Source organism: Variovorax sp. V15, assembly GCF_041154425.1.
GTDB classification, from domain to species: Bacteria; Pseudomonadota; Gammaproteobacteria; order Burkholderiales; family Burkholderiaceae_C; genus Variovorax; species Variovorax guangxiensis.
Window position 1 is genome coordinate 3,319,269 of record NZ_AP028659.1, and the last position, 15,363, is coordinate 3,334,631.

At 66.7% G+C, this 15,363-nt stretch carries 16 protein-coding genes; 5 read left to right on the top strand and 11 right to left on the bottom strand.

Annotation, left to right across the window (positions count from 1 at the left end; translation table 11 throughout):
* Window positions 1–65 precede the first annotated feature (65 nt).
* Both ACAM57_RS15710 and ACAM57_RS15715 read left to right on the top strand, forming a co-directional pair.
* Complete coding sequence (locus ACAM57_RS15710; RefSeq protein WP_184637845.1) at window positions 66–872, top strand: TatD family hydrolase; 807 nt, start codon at window positions 66–68, stop codon at window positions 870–872.
* Window positions 869–1,549 carry an ankyrin repeat domain-containing protein gene (locus ACAM57_RS15715; protein WP_184637847.1) on the top strand — a complete coding sequence of 227 codons (681 nt, stop codon included), beginning with the start codon at window positions 869–871 and terminating at the stop codon, window positions 1,547–1,549. Before ACAM57_RS15710 ends, ACAM57_RS15715 begins: the two co-directional genes overlap by 4 nt.
* 179 nt (window positions 1,550–1,728) lie before the next feature.
* Here the strand turns inward: ACAM57_RS15715 and ACAM57_RS15720 are convergent, their stop codons facing one another.
* Complete coding sequence (locus tag ACAM57_RS15720) at window positions 1,729–2,367, bottom strand: TetR/AcrR family transcriptional regulator (RefSeq protein ID WP_369662300.1); 639 nt, start codon at window positions 2,365–2,367, stop codon at window positions 1,729–1,731.
* A gap of 95 nt (window positions 2,368–2,462) precedes the next feature.
* Between ACAM57_RS15720 and ACAM57_RS15725 the strand changes: the two genes are divergently transcribed.
* Window positions 2,463–3,356 carry an NAD(P)/FAD-dependent oxidoreductase gene (locus tag ACAM57_RS15725; protein WP_369662301.1) on the top strand — a complete coding sequence of 298 codons (894 nt, stop codon included), beginning with the start codon at window positions 2,463–2,465 and terminating at the stop codon, window positions 3,354–3,356.
* 80 nt (window positions 3,357–3,436) lie between these two features.
* Here the strand turns inward: ACAM57_RS15725 and ACAM57_RS15730 are convergent, their stop codons facing one another.
* The 5 genes from ACAM57_RS15730 to ACAM57_RS15750 all read right to left on the bottom strand — a co-directional run bounded on the left by ACAM57_RS15730 (window position 3,437) and on the right by ACAM57_RS15750 (window position 10,136).
* Complete coding sequence (locus ACAM57_RS15730) at window positions 3,437–4,336, bottom strand: LysR substrate-binding domain-containing protein (RefSeq protein ID WP_369662302.1); 900 nt, start codon at window positions 4,334–4,336, stop codon at window positions 3,437–3,439.
* 64 nt (window positions 4,337–4,400) lie between these two features.
* Window positions 4,401–5,207, bottom strand: a complete 807-nt coding sequence (locus ACAM57_RS15735; protein ID WP_369662303.1) for an oxidoreductase — start codon at window positions 5,205–5,207, stop codon at window positions 4,401–4,403.
* Between the two features lie 39 nt (window positions 5,208–5,246).
* Window positions 5,247–8,324 (bottom strand): efflux RND transporter permease subunit, encoded by a 3,078-nt coding sequence (locus ACAM57_RS15740; RefSeq protein ID WP_369662304.1) that lies wholly within the window; start codon window positions 8,322–8,324, stop codon window positions 5,247–5,249.
* Window positions 8,321–9,436 (bottom strand): efflux RND transporter periplasmic adaptor subunit, encoded by a 1,116-nt coding sequence (locus tag ACAM57_RS15745; RefSeq protein WP_369662305.1) that lies wholly within the window; start codon window positions 9,434–9,436, stop codon window positions 8,321–8,323. The genes ACAM57_RS15740 and ACAM57_RS15745 overlap by 4 nt, the downstream gene beginning before the upstream one ends.
* An 82-nt stretch (window positions 9,437–9,518) precedes the next feature.
* Window positions 9,519–10,136, bottom strand: a complete 618-nt coding sequence (locus tag ACAM57_RS15750; protein ID WP_184638754.1) for a TetR/AcrR family transcriptional regulator — start codon at window positions 10,134–10,136, stop codon at window positions 9,519–9,521.
* Window positions 10,137–10,239: 103 nt separating this feature from the next.
* Between ACAM57_RS15750 and ACAM57_RS15755 the strand changes: the two genes are divergently transcribed.
* Window positions 10,240–11,697 carry an efflux transporter outer membrane subunit gene (locus tag ACAM57_RS15755; RefSeq protein WP_369662306.1) on the top strand — a complete coding sequence of 486 codons (1,458 nt, stop codon included), beginning with the start codon at window positions 10,240–10,242 and terminating at the stop codon, window positions 11,695–11,697.
* 65 nt (window positions 11,698–11,762) lie between these two features.
* On the opposite strand, the gene ACAM57_RS15760 is transcribed toward ACAM57_RS15755, so the two are convergent.
* The 5 genes from ACAM57_RS15760 to ACAM57_RS15780 are packed head-to-tail and all read right to left on the bottom strand — an operon-like array spanning window position 11,763 to window position 14,668.
* Entirely contained in the window at window positions 11,763–12,068 is a 306-nt protein-coding gene (locus ACAM57_RS15760) for a high-potential iron-sulfur protein (protein ID WP_184637863.1), read from the bottom strand.
* On the bottom strand, window positions 12,065–12,220 hold the full coding sequence (locus ACAM57_RS15765) for a hypothetical protein (protein WP_369662307.1): 156 nt from the start codon (window positions 12,218–12,220) through the stop codon (window positions 12,065–12,067). The genes ACAM57_RS15760 and ACAM57_RS15765 overlap by 4 nt, the downstream gene beginning before the upstream one ends.
* A 39-nt stretch (window positions 12,221–12,259) precedes the next feature.
* Window positions 12,260–12,793, bottom strand: coding sequence for an NUDIX domain-containing protein (locus tag ACAM57_RS15770; RefSeq protein WP_369662308.1), 534 nt, complete (start codon window positions 12,791–12,793; stop codon window positions 12,260–12,262).
* Window positions 12,794–12,803: 10 nt separating this feature from the next.
* A complete protein-coding gene (locus ACAM57_RS15775; protein WP_369662309.1) occupies window positions 12,804–14,246 on the bottom strand; it encodes a trypsin-like peptidase domain-containing protein in 1,443 nt (480 codons plus the stop codon).
* Complete coding sequence (locus tag ACAM57_RS15780; RefSeq protein WP_369662310.1) at window positions 14,246–14,668, bottom strand: universal stress protein; 423 nt, start codon at window positions 14,666–14,668, stop codon at window positions 14,246–14,248. The genes ACAM57_RS15775 and ACAM57_RS15780 overlap by 1 nt, the downstream gene beginning before the upstream one ends.
* A gap of 137 nt (window positions 14,669–14,805) precedes the next feature.
* Here ACAM57_RS15780 and ACAM57_RS15785 point away from each other — a divergent pair, with 137 nt between their 5' ends.
* Complete coding sequence (locus tag ACAM57_RS15785; protein ID WP_369662311.1) at window positions 14,806–15,333, top strand: flavodoxin family protein; 528 nt, start codon at window positions 14,806–14,808, stop codon at window positions 15,331–15,333.
* Window positions 15,334–15,363: the final 30 nt, after the last annotated feature.

Here is a 15,363-nt window from a genome sequence, read left to right on the forward strand (position 1 = left end):
CCTCCCATACGAAACCCGGCAGTCCGGGCCAGACAAGGGGTGCGCCTCGCATCCCACCATTTCCGATGTTCACAGACTCCCACTGCCACCTCACCTTTCCCGAATTCGCGGGCCAGATGCCGCAGATTCGCGCCGCCATGGCCGCGGCGCAGGTCGACCGGGCGCTTTGCATCTGCACCAAGCTCGAGGAATTCGACGAAGTGCAGGCCTTGGCCGCCAGCTATGACAACTTCTGGGCCAGCGTGGGCGTGCACCCCGACAACGAGGACATCGCCGAGCCCTCGATCGAAGATCTGGTTCGGCTTTCGCAGCGGCCGCGCGTGGTCGCCATCGGCGAGACCGGCCTCGACTACTACCAGATGGAAGAGCGCAAGGGCGGCCGCAGCATTTCCGACCTGGAATGGCAGCGCGACCGCTTCCGTGTGCACATCCGCGCCGCCCAGCAGACGCGCAAGCCGCTGATCATCCACACCCGCGAAGCCTCGGCGGACACGCTGGCGATCCTGAAGGAAGAGGGCGAAGACGGCTCGCCCGGCGCTGCCGGCGGCGTGTTCCATTGCTTCACCGAGACCGCCGAGGTGGCCCGCGCCGCGCTCGACCTAGGCTTCTACATCTCGTTCTCCGGCATCCTGACCTTCAAGAAAGCGCAGGACCTGCGCGACGTGGCCGCCTTCGTGCCGCTGGACCGCATGCTGATCGAGACCGACAGCCCGTACCTCGCGCCGGTGCCGTACCGCGGCAAGACCAACAACCCGTCTTACGTGCCCTATGTGGCGCAGCAGATCGCCGAACTCAGGCAGATGCCCGTAGAGGCCATCGCCAAGGCCACGAGCGACAATTTCGAAGCATTGTTCAGGGAAGTCAAATCATGAAAAACTACTTCAAGAAATCTATCTATCTTGTTGTCATTGCTGCATCTTTTGCAGCGAATGCTGGGTCGTTCGAAGACTTCTTCCGCGCCGTTCGCGGTGACAACGCCAGCGGCGTCAGCAACCTGATCCAGCGCGGCTTCGACCCCAATACGCGCGACGAGCACGGCCAGACCGGCCTGCTGATCGCCCTGCGCGAGCCCTCGCCGAAGGTGATCAAGGTGCTGATCGAAGCGCCGCAGACCGACGTGGACATCGCCAGTCCGAAGGACGAAACCCCGCTGATGCTCGCTGCGATCAAGGGCCAGCAGGACGTGGTCGCCCAATTGCTCAAGCGCGACGCTGCCGTCAACAAGACCGGATGGACGCCGCTGCACTACGCGGCCACCAGCGGGCAGATCGCGATCATGAAGACGCTGCTCGAGAACTTCGCCTTCATCGACGCGCAATCGCCCAACGGCACCACGCCGCTGATGATGGCCGCCATGTACGGCTCCAACGATGCCGTGAAGCTGCTGCTTGAAGAAGGCGCCGACACGACCATGAAGAACCAACTGGGCATGACCGCCGTCGACTTCGCCAACAAGGCAAACCGCTCGGAAGCCGCCTCGATGATCGCCGCGGCCGCCAATGCGAAAGCCAGCGCGGCCAAGGCCGTTCCCAAGGACGGCAAGTGGTGAGCGTGGTTCTTCTTCGGCGCGGCTGCTGCTGAGTCGTGCAGTGGATGCCGCCGTCTGCGGCGATGGCCGAACTAGCTCCCGCGCGGGATAATATTCACACAATGTGTCTTATGTTAAATAAGGCGCGCGGGAGGCAACCAGGAGTTCTGCCCCATTGCCGGCAAGCTACCCTGTAGAGCCTAAGCGCCGTAGGCCGTCATGAAGACCCGAACAGCCTCTTGCAGAAGAGCCTTGTTTTCCCGGGTATCCGGCATCTCGAGCTTCAGCATTCCGCGGATGTGGCCGGAGCCCAGGAACATCGACAGGAACAGGTCCGCTGCCTGGAGCGGATTCCGCACCTTCAGCGTGCCCGCCGAGCTGGCAAGAAGCAGATATGCAGCCAGTTCGTCCATCACACGCTCCGGACCCTCCTTGTACAGCGCGCGACAGACCTCCGGTTGCGCCCCCGCGACGCCATAGACGGCGCGCAACGCGCCCAGGGCGTCCCCGCGCGCCAGCGCGAGAAACCGCTCCCCAATCACCAGCAGCACCTTCTCCGGCTGGTTCGGGTCCAGCGCCCCGGCCCCGGGGAAGCCAGCCATCACGGCTACCGTCCTGTCGCGCACGACCGCCTCGAACAGCCCCTCCTTGGAGCCGAAGTTGCTGTACACGGTCATCTTGGAGACGCCCGCGTCGGCAGCGATGGCATCCACGCTGGCGCGCTCCAGACCATGTCGATCGAAGTGCGTCTGCGCCGCCTCCAGGATGCGCCGGCTGCGCTCAGGATCGCGCGGCCGCCCGCGTTGAGGCTTCGGAGCAGGAACTGGAGATCGGGTCATGGGCATATTTAGTGGACTTGACAGTCTACTATATATGTTCCACATTACTGTACTTGAAAGTCCAGTAATAACCGACCCACACGGAACCCATCACCATGAATGACGTCATCATCATTGGCGGCAGCTTTGCCGGCCTCGCCGCGGCCCTGCAGCTCGGCCGTGCGCGCCGCAAAGTCACCGTTCTCGATACCGGTCTGCCGCGCAATCGCTTCGCCGGCCATTCGCATGGCCTGCTCGGCCATGATCACAAGCCACCGCTGGACATCCTGGCCGAGGCGCGGCAGCAGTTGGCGCGGTATCCCGCGATCAAGCTGGTCAATGCACGGGCCGACAACGTCTCCGGCGTCATCGACGATTTCTCCGTTCTCACTGCCGATGGCGAAAGCCTCGGAGCGCGCCGCGTGATCCTGAGCTACGGCGTCGCCGACCAGATGCCAGACGTCCCAGGCTTCGCCGAAAGCTGGGGCACGTCCATCGTGCCCTGCCCCTATTGCGACGGCTTCGAAGTCGCCGACCGGCACTGGGGCCACGTCTGGTCCGGCCCGCAGTCGCACAATCAGGCCAGGCTGTTCCGCGATTGGACCGACAAGTTGACCGTCTTCGCTGACGGTCGCGACATTGCGCCCGATATCCGGGCCGATCTGGCGAATCGCAACATCGCTGTCGTCGACGGCCGGATCATCGATATCGCCCATCACAAGGGCCGCATTGCCACAGTCAATCTCGATAGCGGCCGCAATGTCGCGGTCGACGTCCTGTTCGCCAGCCCGCGCAACAAGCCGTCCGCAAGCCTGCATGAAGCATTGGGCCTCGCCACGGCCGATACGCCCACCGGCATCGTGCTGAAGGTCGACGAGCGCCGCCAGACCAGCGTGCCCGGCATCTACGCCGCCGGCGACCTCGCCACGCCCTTCCTGCCCTCGGTCACCCAGGCATCGTCGCAGGGTGCGATGGCGGGCATCTTCGCCCAGCAATCGATGCTGGCTTGAACTCTTGAGGCGCTCGTCTGCGGAACGTGAACCTCACCCATGAAACGCCATGAAGGCGGCGCCGGGCACTGCGTTCAAGCTCAACGGAGGGTCTTGCCGGCCTTGATCCGACTTTCGAGGAAATCGAGGAACGCCCGGTGAGCCGCGGTGCTGTGGCGTCTTTGCAGGTAGACGGCTGAAAGCCACATGTCACTGCGCACGAAATCCGACAGCGCGGGAACCAGCCGGCCGCTGTCGAGATAGGGCTTCAGCATGACCGTCGGCAAGTACAGCACGCCAGCGCCTTGCAGTGCGGCCTGGATGAGCGGGCTGGCCTCGGTGGCATCCAGCCGGCCACGCACCGCGATCTCCAACGGTTCGCCGTCGACCTGGAAGCGCCACTTGGACGATGGATTCAGGTGGGTACTGATCAACGCATCGTGGTTGGCGAGTTCGCTGGGGTGGGAGGGGACTCCTCTGCTTTTCCAGTACATCGGGGCCGCGCAAACGGTCAAACCCATCAGAAGCAACTTGCGAACGATCAGGTTCTCGTTCGCGATCGGCCCAAAGCGCAACGCAATGTCGACCCCCTCCTCTGCCAGGTCGACAAGGCGATTGGTCAGCAAGAGACTGATGCTGGCATCGGGGTAGTGACCCAGGAAGGTGTTGAAGAGCGCCGGCAACTCGGTCTGGTCGATGCCGTGGGGCGCGGAAATGCGCAAACGGCCGCTCGGAGTCAACGCGCGATCCTGCAGTTCCGCTCGGGTTGCTTCCACCAACTCCAGCATGGGCTTGCTCCGCTCGAGCAAGAGCACGCCGGCATCCGTGAGGCTGACGGCGTGGCTGTTCCTGTTCAGCAGTCGCACACCGAAGCGCCCCTCGAGCTTCGCGACGTACTTGCTCACGGTGGCTCTGGACAGTTCGAGGTGCTTCGCGGCGCGCGAGAAACTGCCCGACACTGCGACTTCGTTGAAGGTTCGCAAGAGTTCCAAGCTGTCCAAGGCCTCTCCTTCCTTGCAAGACGGTGCCAGACACCGGCCAGGCCGGCTCCGGCGGGTCGATGTATCAGGCGAGACCGAGCTTTTTTCTCAAGCTCGCGTCGACCGGACCCGCGGGCATGAAACGGCGAAGCTTCGCCAGGACCGAGGCCTCGCCGGGCGGCGTGCAACGCATGCGCCAGGGGCCGAGCGCCGCTTCCACGATGGTGTTGGCCACGCCCTGCGGCGGCGGCGCGTTGTTGACGCTGTCGGCCACCGCGCGCTCGACCAGGCCGCGTTCGCGGTCGTAGTCCGCGATCGGCGCCTTGGCACGCGGCGCATTGATGTCGAGGTTGGTCCGGGTGAACGCCGGCTGCACCAGCGTCACGCGAACGCCGAACTGGCGCACCTCGTGGTCCAGCGACTCCGAAAGGCCCTCGAGCGCATGCTTGGCGGCCGCATACATGCCCATGTAGGGCGCCGGCATCACGCCGAACAGCGAGCTCACATTGACGATGCGCCCGCGATGCTGCTTGCGCATGGAGGGGAGCACGGCGCGCGTGACGCGCAGCACGCCGAAGACATTGGTGTCGAACAGCGCCGCGGCTTCTGCCGTCGCCGTCTCTTCGACCGCGCCGAGCATCATCAGTCCCGCGTTGTTGACCAGCACATCGATGCGCAGGCCCTGCTCGATGATGGAGTCGATGCCGGCCTGCACCGACTCCTCCTCCCGGACGTCCATTTCGACGAACTCCACACCGGGCACCACGGGCGCCTTGCGCAGGTCGCGCACGGTGCCGAACACCCGGCAGCCGCGCGCGACGAAGATTTCCGCGGCAACGCGCCCGATGCCCGATGACGCGCCGGTCACGACGACAACCGATGAACTCGACATGATGTTTTCCTTCGATCTGAACAAGTGGTGAAAGCGTTGTCAGTGCGCAGCGGCTGCGGCGTCGCCGGGCCTGATCCTGAACCAGATGGAGTACATCGCCGGCAGGAACACCAGCGTCAGGACCGTGCCCGCGAGGGTGCCGCCGATCAGCGTGTACGCGAGCGCCCCCCAGAACACGGAATGGGTCAGCGGAATGAACGCCAGGATCGCCGCCAGCGCGGTCAGGATCACCGGTCGCGCACGCTGCACGGTGGCCTCGACGACCGCGTGGAACGGATCGAGCCCGTCCTGCTGGTTGTGGTGGATCTGGCCGATCAGGATCAGCGTGTTGCGCATCAGGATGCCCGAGAGCGCCACGAGGCCGACCAGCGCATTGATGCCGAAGGGCTGCTGGAAGACAAGCAGCGTCGGCACCACGCCGATCAGCCCCAACGGGCTCGTCAGGAAGACCATGACCATCGCGGAGATCGAACGCACCTGGAAGATGATGATCAGCAGCGTGGCCGCCAGCATGATGGGGAACAGCGGCAGCATGGCCCTGGTCGCCTTGCCCGATTCCTCGATGGAGCCGGCCTCGTCGATACGGTAGCCGGGGGGCAGCTTGTCCATGACCGGGCGCAACTGAGCGGTGATGGCCGTCGACACATCGGGCGGCTGCAGGCCGTCGGCGATGTCGCCGTGCACGGTGATCGTCGGCACGCGGTCGCGCCGGCGCATGACGGGTTCCTCCATGCGCACCTCAACTTCGCCCACCTGCGACAACGGAATGCGTTGCCCGTTGGCACCCGACAGCGTGAAGTCGGCGATCCTCGACGCGTCGAGGCGACTGGCGCCGGCCGAGCGCGCCACCACCTGCACCGTGCGGATATCCTCGCGCACGGCGGTGACGGGCACACCGCTCAGGAAGAACTGCAACTGCTGCGCCACCGCGCTGGAGCTCAGTCCCACGGCCTGCAGGCGGTCCTGGTGCAGGGTGAAGTGCAGCGTGGGCGTGCGCGCACCCCAGTCGGTGTTGACCGTGCGCATCATCGGACTCGCATCCATCACCTGCTGTACCTGCGCCGCGATGTCGCGCAGCTTGTCGGGGTCCGGGCCCGTGACGCGGTAGGCGACGGGGAACGGCGAATACGGGCCGAACACCAACTGGGTGACGCGCACGCGGGCTTCGGAGGCCAGGCCGCCGGCGATGGCCTCGCGCAGCCGGTGCTTCAAGGCCTCGCGCTCTTCCTGGCTGTCGGTGCGCACCACGATCTTGGAGAACGACGGATCGGGCAGCTCGGGGCCCATCGCGAAGAAGAAGCGCGGTGCGCCCTGCCCGATATAGGACGTGACGATGTGGGCCTCCTTCTGTCCGGCCAACCACGCCTCCACCTTCGCCGTCGCCTCGCTGGTGCGAGTGATCGAGGTGCCATAGGGCATCTGCACCTCCACCAGGACTTCGGGCCGGTCCGAGATCGGGAAGAACTGTTTCTTGACAAGGCCCATGCCGAGGACCGCCGCCACGAGAAGGCCGACCACCGCACCGGCCACCGCCCATTTGCGTGCGATGACGCGGCCGAGCATCCCGCGCAGCCGGTTGTAGCGCGGCGTGCCGTAGATCGCGGTATGGCCGCCCTCGATCTTCTTGAAATCGGGCAGCAACTTGACACCGAGATAGGGCGTGAAGACCACCGCGACCACCCAGGACGCGATCAGCGCGATGCCGACGATCCAGAACATGTTGCTGGTGTATTCCCCTGCGCTTGATGGCGCGAAGCCGTTCGGCATGAAGCCGACGGCCGTGACCAGCGTGCCCGAAAGCATCGGCGCGGCCGTGTGGCTCCAGGCATAGGCGGAGGCGGCGACGCGGCTGTAGCCCTCCTCCATCTTCACCACCATCATCTCGATGGCGATGATCGCGTCGTCCACCAGCAGGCCCAGCGCGAGGATCAGGGAGCCGAGCGTGATGCGATCGAAGTCCTTGCCCGTAGCAGCCATCACCACGAAGACGATCGCCAGCGTCAGCGGCACTGCGGCGGCGACGACGAGGCCTGCGCGCCAGCCCATGCTCAGGAAGCTCACGAGCATGACCACCAGCAGCGCGGCGAAGAACTTGACCATGAACTCATCGACCGCGGCGCTGATGTTGACGGCCTGGTCCGTGACCTTGGTCAGGCTCATGCCCAGCGGCTGCTCGGCATTGATCGCTCCCACCTCGCGCTCCAGCGCCTTGCCCAGGTCGAGCCCGTTCCAGCCTTCCCGCATGACCACCCCCAGCAGCAGGGCCGGCTCGCCGCCGTTGCGGATCATGAAGCTCGCCGGGTCTTCATAGCCCCGCTTGACCTCGGCGATGTCCGACAGCTTCAGGGTGCGGCCTTGCGAGGTGACCGGCGTGTCGCGGATCTTGCGCAGCTCGTCGAACGGCCCGTCCAGGCGGATGAACACCTGGGGGCCCTTCGTTTCCACGGACCCCGCCGGCGTCAGGGCATTCTGGCCGTTGAGCGCCGCGAAGACGTCCTGCGCACTGACGCCCAGGGTCGCCAGGCGCTCGTGCGAGAACTCGACATAGATGCGCTCGGACTGCTCACCGGCGATGTTGACCTTCTTCACGCCCGGCACATGCAGCAGGCGCTGGCGCAGCGTCTCGGCGTCGCGCACCAGCAGGCGCTGCGCCTCGCCCTTCGCCTTGAGGGCGTACAGCGCGAAGGTGACGTCCGCGTACTCGTCGTTGAGCATCGGTCCGATCACGCCCACAGGCAGGTTGCCCGCCTCGTCGCCGACCTTCTTGCGGGCCTGGTAGAACTGCTCCTGCACCTGCGAAGGCGGTGTGCTGTCGAGCAGGGTCAGCGTCGTGAAGGCCAGGCCGGGCCGGGTGTAGGTCTCGGCGCGGTCGTAGTAGCGCAGTTCCTGCAGCCGCTTTTCGAGCTTCTCGGCAACCTGGTCCTGCATTTCCTGCGCGGTCGCGCCGGGCCACGCGGTGACGATGGTCATCACCTTGATGGTGAAGGCCGGGTCTTCCGCCCGGCCCAGCTTGAAGAACGAAACCAGGCCCGCCAGCGAGATCAGGCAGATCAGGAACAAGGTGACCGAGCGCTCGCGCACCGCGAGCGCCGAGAGGTTGAAACGGCCTGCGCTCACGGGCGGACTCCGCGCGCCGCGGTGGCGCCCGCCTGGTCGGCCACCCGTACCTGCTCGCCCTCGCGCAGCAGATGCGCCCCGAGCGCGACGATCCGGTCGCCCTGCTGGAGCGACCCGGTAACGCGCGCGCCATCTTCATCCAGGCGTTCGACCACGACCGGCCGCCAGTTGACCCTGGCCGGCTCGCCACTGACGAGCCACACCCCCGGCCCCTTGCCGGCGTCGAAGAGCGCGCCGATCGGTACCTGCAGTCCTCCCGACGCGGAGGGAAGGCCCTGAGGAATCCGGATGGTGACCGTCGCACCCAACGGCGCATCGGCGAGCTCGCCCTTGAGCACATAGCGCGCCTCGAAGGTGCGCGTCTGCCGGTCCGCGGCCTCCGAGAGCTGCCGCAGCGTGGTCGCCACGCTCACGCCCTCCCTGCCGAAGAGCGTGGCCTGCCCCACGGACCCGACCGCGGGGCGCAGGGTTTCCGGCAACTGGACCACGGCTTCGCGCGGGCCGGCGCGGGCCACACGAACCACCGTCTGACCAGCGCTCACGACCTGACCGGGCTCGGCCAGCGTTTCCATGACCACCCCGTCGCCGTCGGCCACGAGTTCGGCATAGCCGCTCGCATTGCGCGCGACATCAGCCTGGGCCTCGGCCGCGCTGACCTGAGCCTTGGCCGTGTCCGCGGCCGCCTTGACCTGGTCGTAGGCCGATGCCGAGATCGCACCGGTGCCGCGCAGATCGCGGTAGCGGACCTCGTCCTGCGCTGCTTGCTGCAAGCGCGCCCGTGCCGCGGCGACCGCCTCCTGCTGCGCATGGGCCGCAAGCTTCAGGTCGATGGGGTCGATGCGCATGAGCACCTGGCCGCGCCTGACGCCCTGCCCTGTGTCCACCAGCCGCTGCAGGACCTTGCCCGAGACCCGGAAGGCCAGGTCGCTCTGGATCCGGGCGGCTACGGTGCCCGTGAACGCACGCGACGCGGCGCCGGCGCCTTCGACGACCGCGACGCGAACCTGCGGCGCCTGGGTTCGAGGGTCGGGAGGCGCCTTCTCGCCGCAGGCGACCAGCGCGAGCGGCAATGCACAGGTGACGATGGAGATAGCAAGGCGGCGCCAAGGCATGAGGGTCCCGGTATCGAAATGATCAGGACCCGCATTCTGATACTTGTGACTAATTCAGTCAACAGTCACAGACAAATCGGCCTCACGGAGACAGGCTGCGCAGCACCAGGCTGGACAGTTGGGCGGGCGCTTCAGCCGTGTGGTCGAAGCTGTACTGCAGCAGCAGCGGATTGATGTAGGGGTGCATGACGAGGTAGATGGCCGAGACTGCCTCATCGATCGGCGTCTTGCGCTCGAACTCCCCCGTCTCCCGGCCTTCGCGCAGGATGTCCTGAAGCAATTGCCGGATGTGCGCTTCGTGTGCAAACGCCACCTGCCAGCGCTCGGTGGCGGCGGAGCTCGCGATTTCGTAGAGCTTGCGATCCTCGGAGAACAGACGAAGGCTCGCCTCGACCACCGACTTGAACATCCGGCGCAGCTTCTCCGCAGGACGATCTGCCCCCTCGACCGCAGCCCGTACCTCGGCGTGGATCTCGCTCAGGCAGTTTGCGCAGATCATTTCGCCGATGGCCTGCTTGGACTCGAAGAACTTGTAGATGTACGCCTTGGAAAAGCCGATGGCTTTGGCGAGATCGGAAACGGTCGTCTTTTCATACCCGTACCGGCTGAAGTGCTCGGTCGCCGCAGCAACGATCTGGTCGCGCACGTCATGGTCGACCGGCCCGCGCGCCACGCCGGCAGAGGAGATTTCTTTGCTCATGCCTGACAGCTTACCGCGCGCCGAATGATTGAACAACGAGTGACCATTTTGATATATAGTCACCGCCCAATCGACGTTTCCTCTCCCGCTCAGGAAGAACACCATGCTCCAGCGCATCCTTGTTCCGCTCATTGCGACCGGCCTTCTTGCAGGTTGCGCGGTCGGCCCCGACTACGCACGGCCCGACATGGCGATGCCGCAGCAGTACCGGGGCTGGCAGGGCCTCGAGCAACGGACCGCCGCGGGCAGCGCCGATCTCCGCGCCTGGTGGACCGGCTTCGGCGATCCACAGCTGGCTGGTTTCGTCACGCTCGCGCTTGCGCAGAACCTCGATCTCGCCCAGGCATCCGCGCGCGTCGCGCAGGCGCGTGCTGCGTTGGGCGCGGCGAATGCCGCCCTGCTGCCTTCGGGTAACGTCAGCGCACAGGCAGCCCGGGCCCACCAGTCCGTTGAAACGCCGCTGGGACAGGTGCTGAACTCGAGGCCTGGCCTCGACCGCTACGGCAGCGCCTACGAAGCCAATCTAGGTGCGAGCTGGGAAGTGGACCTGTTCGGAGGCTTGCGCCGCGGACGCGAAGCGGCGCTCGCCGAATACCAGGCCTCGGAGGCCTCGGCCGCCGCCACGCGGTTGGCAGTGGCGGCCCAGACCGCCGATATCTACATCAGCATCCGCGGCCTTCAGACGCGCCTCGGCGTGGCGCGCCGGCAGGTGCAGACGCAGCAGCAGCTGCTGTCCACGGTCAATCTTCTCTATGGCAAGGGGCTGGCCGCCGAACTCCAGGTGCGGCAGGCCGAAGGTGCTCTGGCCCAGGTCCAGGCCTCCGTCCCGGTTCTGGAGGCAGGCCTGGACACAGCGATGAACGCGCTGCATGTGATGCTGGGCGCCTCGCCGGGCACGCACCGTGCCGAATTGGCCGAGGCCGGCGCCATTCCCGTCGCGCCGCAGATCCATGACTCGGGCACACCCGGCGACCTGCTCAGGCGACGCCCCGACCTGATTGCGGCCGAGCGCCGTCTCGCCGCGTCGAACGCCCGTATCGGCGTGGCTGTCGCCGAGTACTACCCCAAGCTGTCCCTGAGCGGCATGCTGGGCAGCGCGACGTCCGTGGCGAGCGGCAATCTTTTCACCGGCGGCGCCAGCCAGGCGGCTGCAGTGCTGGGCCTGCGCTGGCGCCTCTTCGATTTCGGCCGCATCGACGCGCAGATCGATCTTGCCAAGGGCCAGGACGCGGAACTGCTCGGCGCATATCGGCTGGCCGTGCTGCGCGCCACCGAGGATGTCGAGAACGCCCTTTCGGCCCTCGTGAAGCGCGAAGAACAAGCCAGGGTGCTGGCCCAGGGCGTGGGCTCGCTGGGCCGCGCGCGCAGCGCTTCCTTTGCGGCCTACCAGCACGGTGTGGTGAGCCTGATCGAAGTACTGCAGGCCGACGACAGCCTGCTGCGCGCCTCCGATGCGAAAGCCCAGGCGCAGACCGAAGCGGCACGTGCCGCGGTCACGGCCTTCAAGGCACTGGGCGGCGGCTGGGAGCCCAGCGAGAGCCGCGCGGTCGCAAGTCGATAGCCGCGCTTGGCCGGCCTCTCCTCATTCGCACGCGCCATGCGCCTGAAGCTGGCGAAATCGGTCCGCTAGACCTTCCTGGCCCAAGCGCTGCACCAGCCTTTGGCGTTGACTTGCTTGCCGGCAAACAGTGCGCAGTTGCCTTGCGCATCCGTCGGCTTGGATTGCCAAAGTGCACAGCCGTTGCACAGCTGCGCGTTGTCATGCTTCGGGAACTTCTTCACGTCGGCTTTCGCCGAGTCGGCTACATAGCTCAAGGCCACGGCCTGCGGGTCTTTTTCATCGAGCCGAGCCTGTGCGAAAGAGCCGGTGGCGGTAACGGCCGCCCCCGTTGCGGCAAGCGTGAGCATGAAAGTTCTGCGGTTGGACTTCATCGTGAGTCTTTCGTTGTGTGCGAGATGGTTTCCAGGCCGTTCGGCGAAGAATTCCGCTCATTCAAACCCGCCAGCACGAGGACACCAGTTGCCAGCAGCGTTGCGATGCAGAACCCCAGGATTCGCAGGGCTGCGTTCAAGGTGATGTTCATGGAGCGACCTCGTGATGGTTTTTCGGGAACGGCCTGCGGTCATTCTTGAGCGGCCGGCTGCGCGCGGCTTTGCGCAGGATCAACTGCGCGAAAGCCGTGCGGCCCGGGTGCAACATCGAACGGCCCCACTTCGTAGAGCAATTGCCCGTGGATGGCTGCCAGTGACAACGCCTGCGTCAGCACCGCGGCAAGGCTGGGCGCACAGAGCCGTGGCAACTGCTCGAAGGTGGCCCAGCGGAACGCGTCCATCTCGGGACGCCGCCGTCCATGGCGGTCGGTGTAGAAGCTGGAACACACGCAGCTCTTCGCCTCGAAGGGCCGCACCAGCGCCGCGAAGAGCCGGAGATCCTTGCCCTTGCGATAGGGGAAGAGCCCCAGTTCCCGCAGTTGCTCCGGTGACAGGCGGAGACCGCACTCCTCGGCCGCCTCGCGCGCAGCCGCTTGCGCGCCCTCCTCCTGCCCTTCGGCGGCGCCCTTGGGAATGTCCCAGTAGCGGCTGTCGCTCGCGTGGCACAGCAGCAACTGCCCTGCCATGTCAAACACCAGAACGCCGCAGCTGCTCGTCTTTTCCATCGCGAAAGCCTCAGGGCACAGGCGCGGCCGCCTCGCTTGCGTGCCGCGCCACCGGAGCGCGCGCGGCACTGCGCGGGAGGATCGGCACGTAGCTTCGAGCCGAGCCACGCACGACGAGCAGCGCAACCGTGTCGCTCTCCGCGATGGAGCGGATCACCGTGTCGAAGTCCGCCAGGCTGGCCACCTCCACGTCGTTGACCGCGATCAGCATGTCGCCGTATCGCAGCCCCGCCATCTGGGCCGAACCGGAGACCGATTGCACATACAGCCCCGGGGACGGCAGGCTGATGCCCAGCACGCCCTTGCGCTCGATGAGTTCGAGCCCGAAGCGCGTTTCCTGCTGCGCGGCGGCGCGCGCGGCCGTACGAGGCGAGACATCGGGCGGGTTCTCGAGCACGCCCACCTGCACCGTCAACGGCGCCTTGTGGCGCCAGATCTTCAGCGCGATCCGGCTGCCCGCGCGGGCAGCGGCCACGCGATTCTGTATGTCGGCGTAGCTCATCGCGGTGTCGCCTCCGGCGGCCAGCACCACGTCGCCGCTGCGAAGCCCCGCCTCCGCGGCCGGGCTGTCCGGGTCGACCCGCACGATCAGCGCTCCCTGAGTGGAGGCAAGGCCGAAGGCCGGTGCCAGCTCGGCCGTCAGGGGCTGGGTGCGGGCGCCGATGTGCCCTCGCCTCACGTGGCCGGTCGCGCGGAGTTCATCCGCGACACGCATCGCGGTATCGATGGGCAGGCTGAACGACATGCCGAAATATCCGCCGCCGGGCGAATAGATCATCGAGTTCATTCCCACCACCTCGCCCCGTTCGTCGAACAGCGGCCCGCCCGAGTTGCCTGGGTTGAGCGCCACGTCACTCTGGATCAGCGGCACGCCGCTTCCTCCAGGCATGTAGCGCGGATTGGCGCTCACCACACCGGCGGTCACGCTGCGCTCGAAGCCGAAAGGCGCGCCCATGGCGGCAACGCGCTCGCCGGGGCACAGCTCGCCGCCGCGGCGCGGAACGATGACCGGCAGGCCTGAAGCCGCGACCTTCAGCAGCGCGACATCGCTGAGGCGGTCCACTCCTGCCACCTCGGCATCGAAGCGGCGCTGGTCGGCGGTGACGATGGAGATCGCCCGGGCGCCGGTCACCGCATGGGCGCTGGTCAGGATGTATCCGTCGCTGCCGATGATGAAGCCCGAGGCGAAGCCGCGCGCCCACACCCGATCCCATGGCATGGAGGGTCGCACGTCGCCGATGGCGGGCCGGTCGCCGCTGCCTTCCGTGACCATGATGCTCACCACCGCGGGCGACTGCCGCGCGGCGGCGGCCGCGAAGTCGACGGCCTGCGATGCCGGCTGACTACGTTCCATGCAGGAGCGCGCCTGCGGCCAGGCGTTCGTTCCGCCCGCGAGCGCGAATGCGCCGAGGGCCAGTGCGGCCACGCCTTGCGCGAAGGCGGCGGTCTTCATCAGCGCACCAGCAGTACCGGCACCGTGCACGCGGCCAGGACCTTGTTGGCTACCGAGCCCAGCACCAGGTTCGTCAGGGCACCGTGGCCCCTCGAGCCCATGATCACCAGGTCGAACTTCCCCTTCTGCGCAAACGCGGCGATCTCCTCGGCAGGATGTCCGATGCGGTGTTCGAAGCGCGCCTCGATGCCGTTCCTGGAAAGCAGGCCGCGCACAGGTTCGAGCACCATCCGCGCATCGTCCTCGTAGTAGCCGTGCACGATCTCCGGTCCCGCGAAAGCCGCGGCGCGATGCGGCACGGGCAGTACCACGTGGAAGACGGTGAAGTCGTGGCCCGCGCCCGACCATTCCTTGTGCGCGGCCAGGTAGGACAGCATGCGGTCCGTGTAGTCGCTGCCGTCGACGGCAAGCAGGATTTTCATGATGGTTCCTTCAGCCGGGGAACTCCCCCGATGCAAGGATGGTCGCCGCGCGCACCGCACCGGCCCTTGATGCAGCGCAAGGCATCGGGCCCGCCCGCTGCCTACATTGGGTTTCCATGAACGCAGCAGAGGCAAGCATGAACAACGTCCTGGTGATCGTCTATTCCTACACCGGCACTTCCCGCCGCGTCGCGGAGTTGCTGTGCAGCCAGCAGAACTGGCAGCTCGCGAACATCACCGAGACGCGGCCTCGCGCGGGCGGCCTGGGCAGCCTGCGCTGCGTGATCGACTCCCTGCTGCGCCGCGAGCCAGCCATCCGCTACGACGGCCCGCCGCCGGGCGACTTCGACGCCGTGGTGCTGGTGTCGCCGATCTGGATGCTGCAGCTCGCCGGCCCCATGCGCAGCTTCGTCGCACGCCAGCGCGCCCGGCTTCCCGATGTCGCCGTGCTCTCGGTGATGGGCGGACAGGGAGCGCCGAACGCGGCCGCCGAGATCGCAAGGATTCTCGGCCGCGCGCCGATCCTGAGTTCCTCGGTCACGATGCGCGAGGTGGACGACGGCAGCTGCGCGGCGCGGCTGCAGGCCTTCGGCAACGCCGTGCGCGAAGCGGAGGGCCCACAGGCCGTGGTGCGCCCCGTGACGCTGTCGCCGCAATCGAGCTGAAGCCCTCTTGGCCGGGCGGCGCACGCTGCC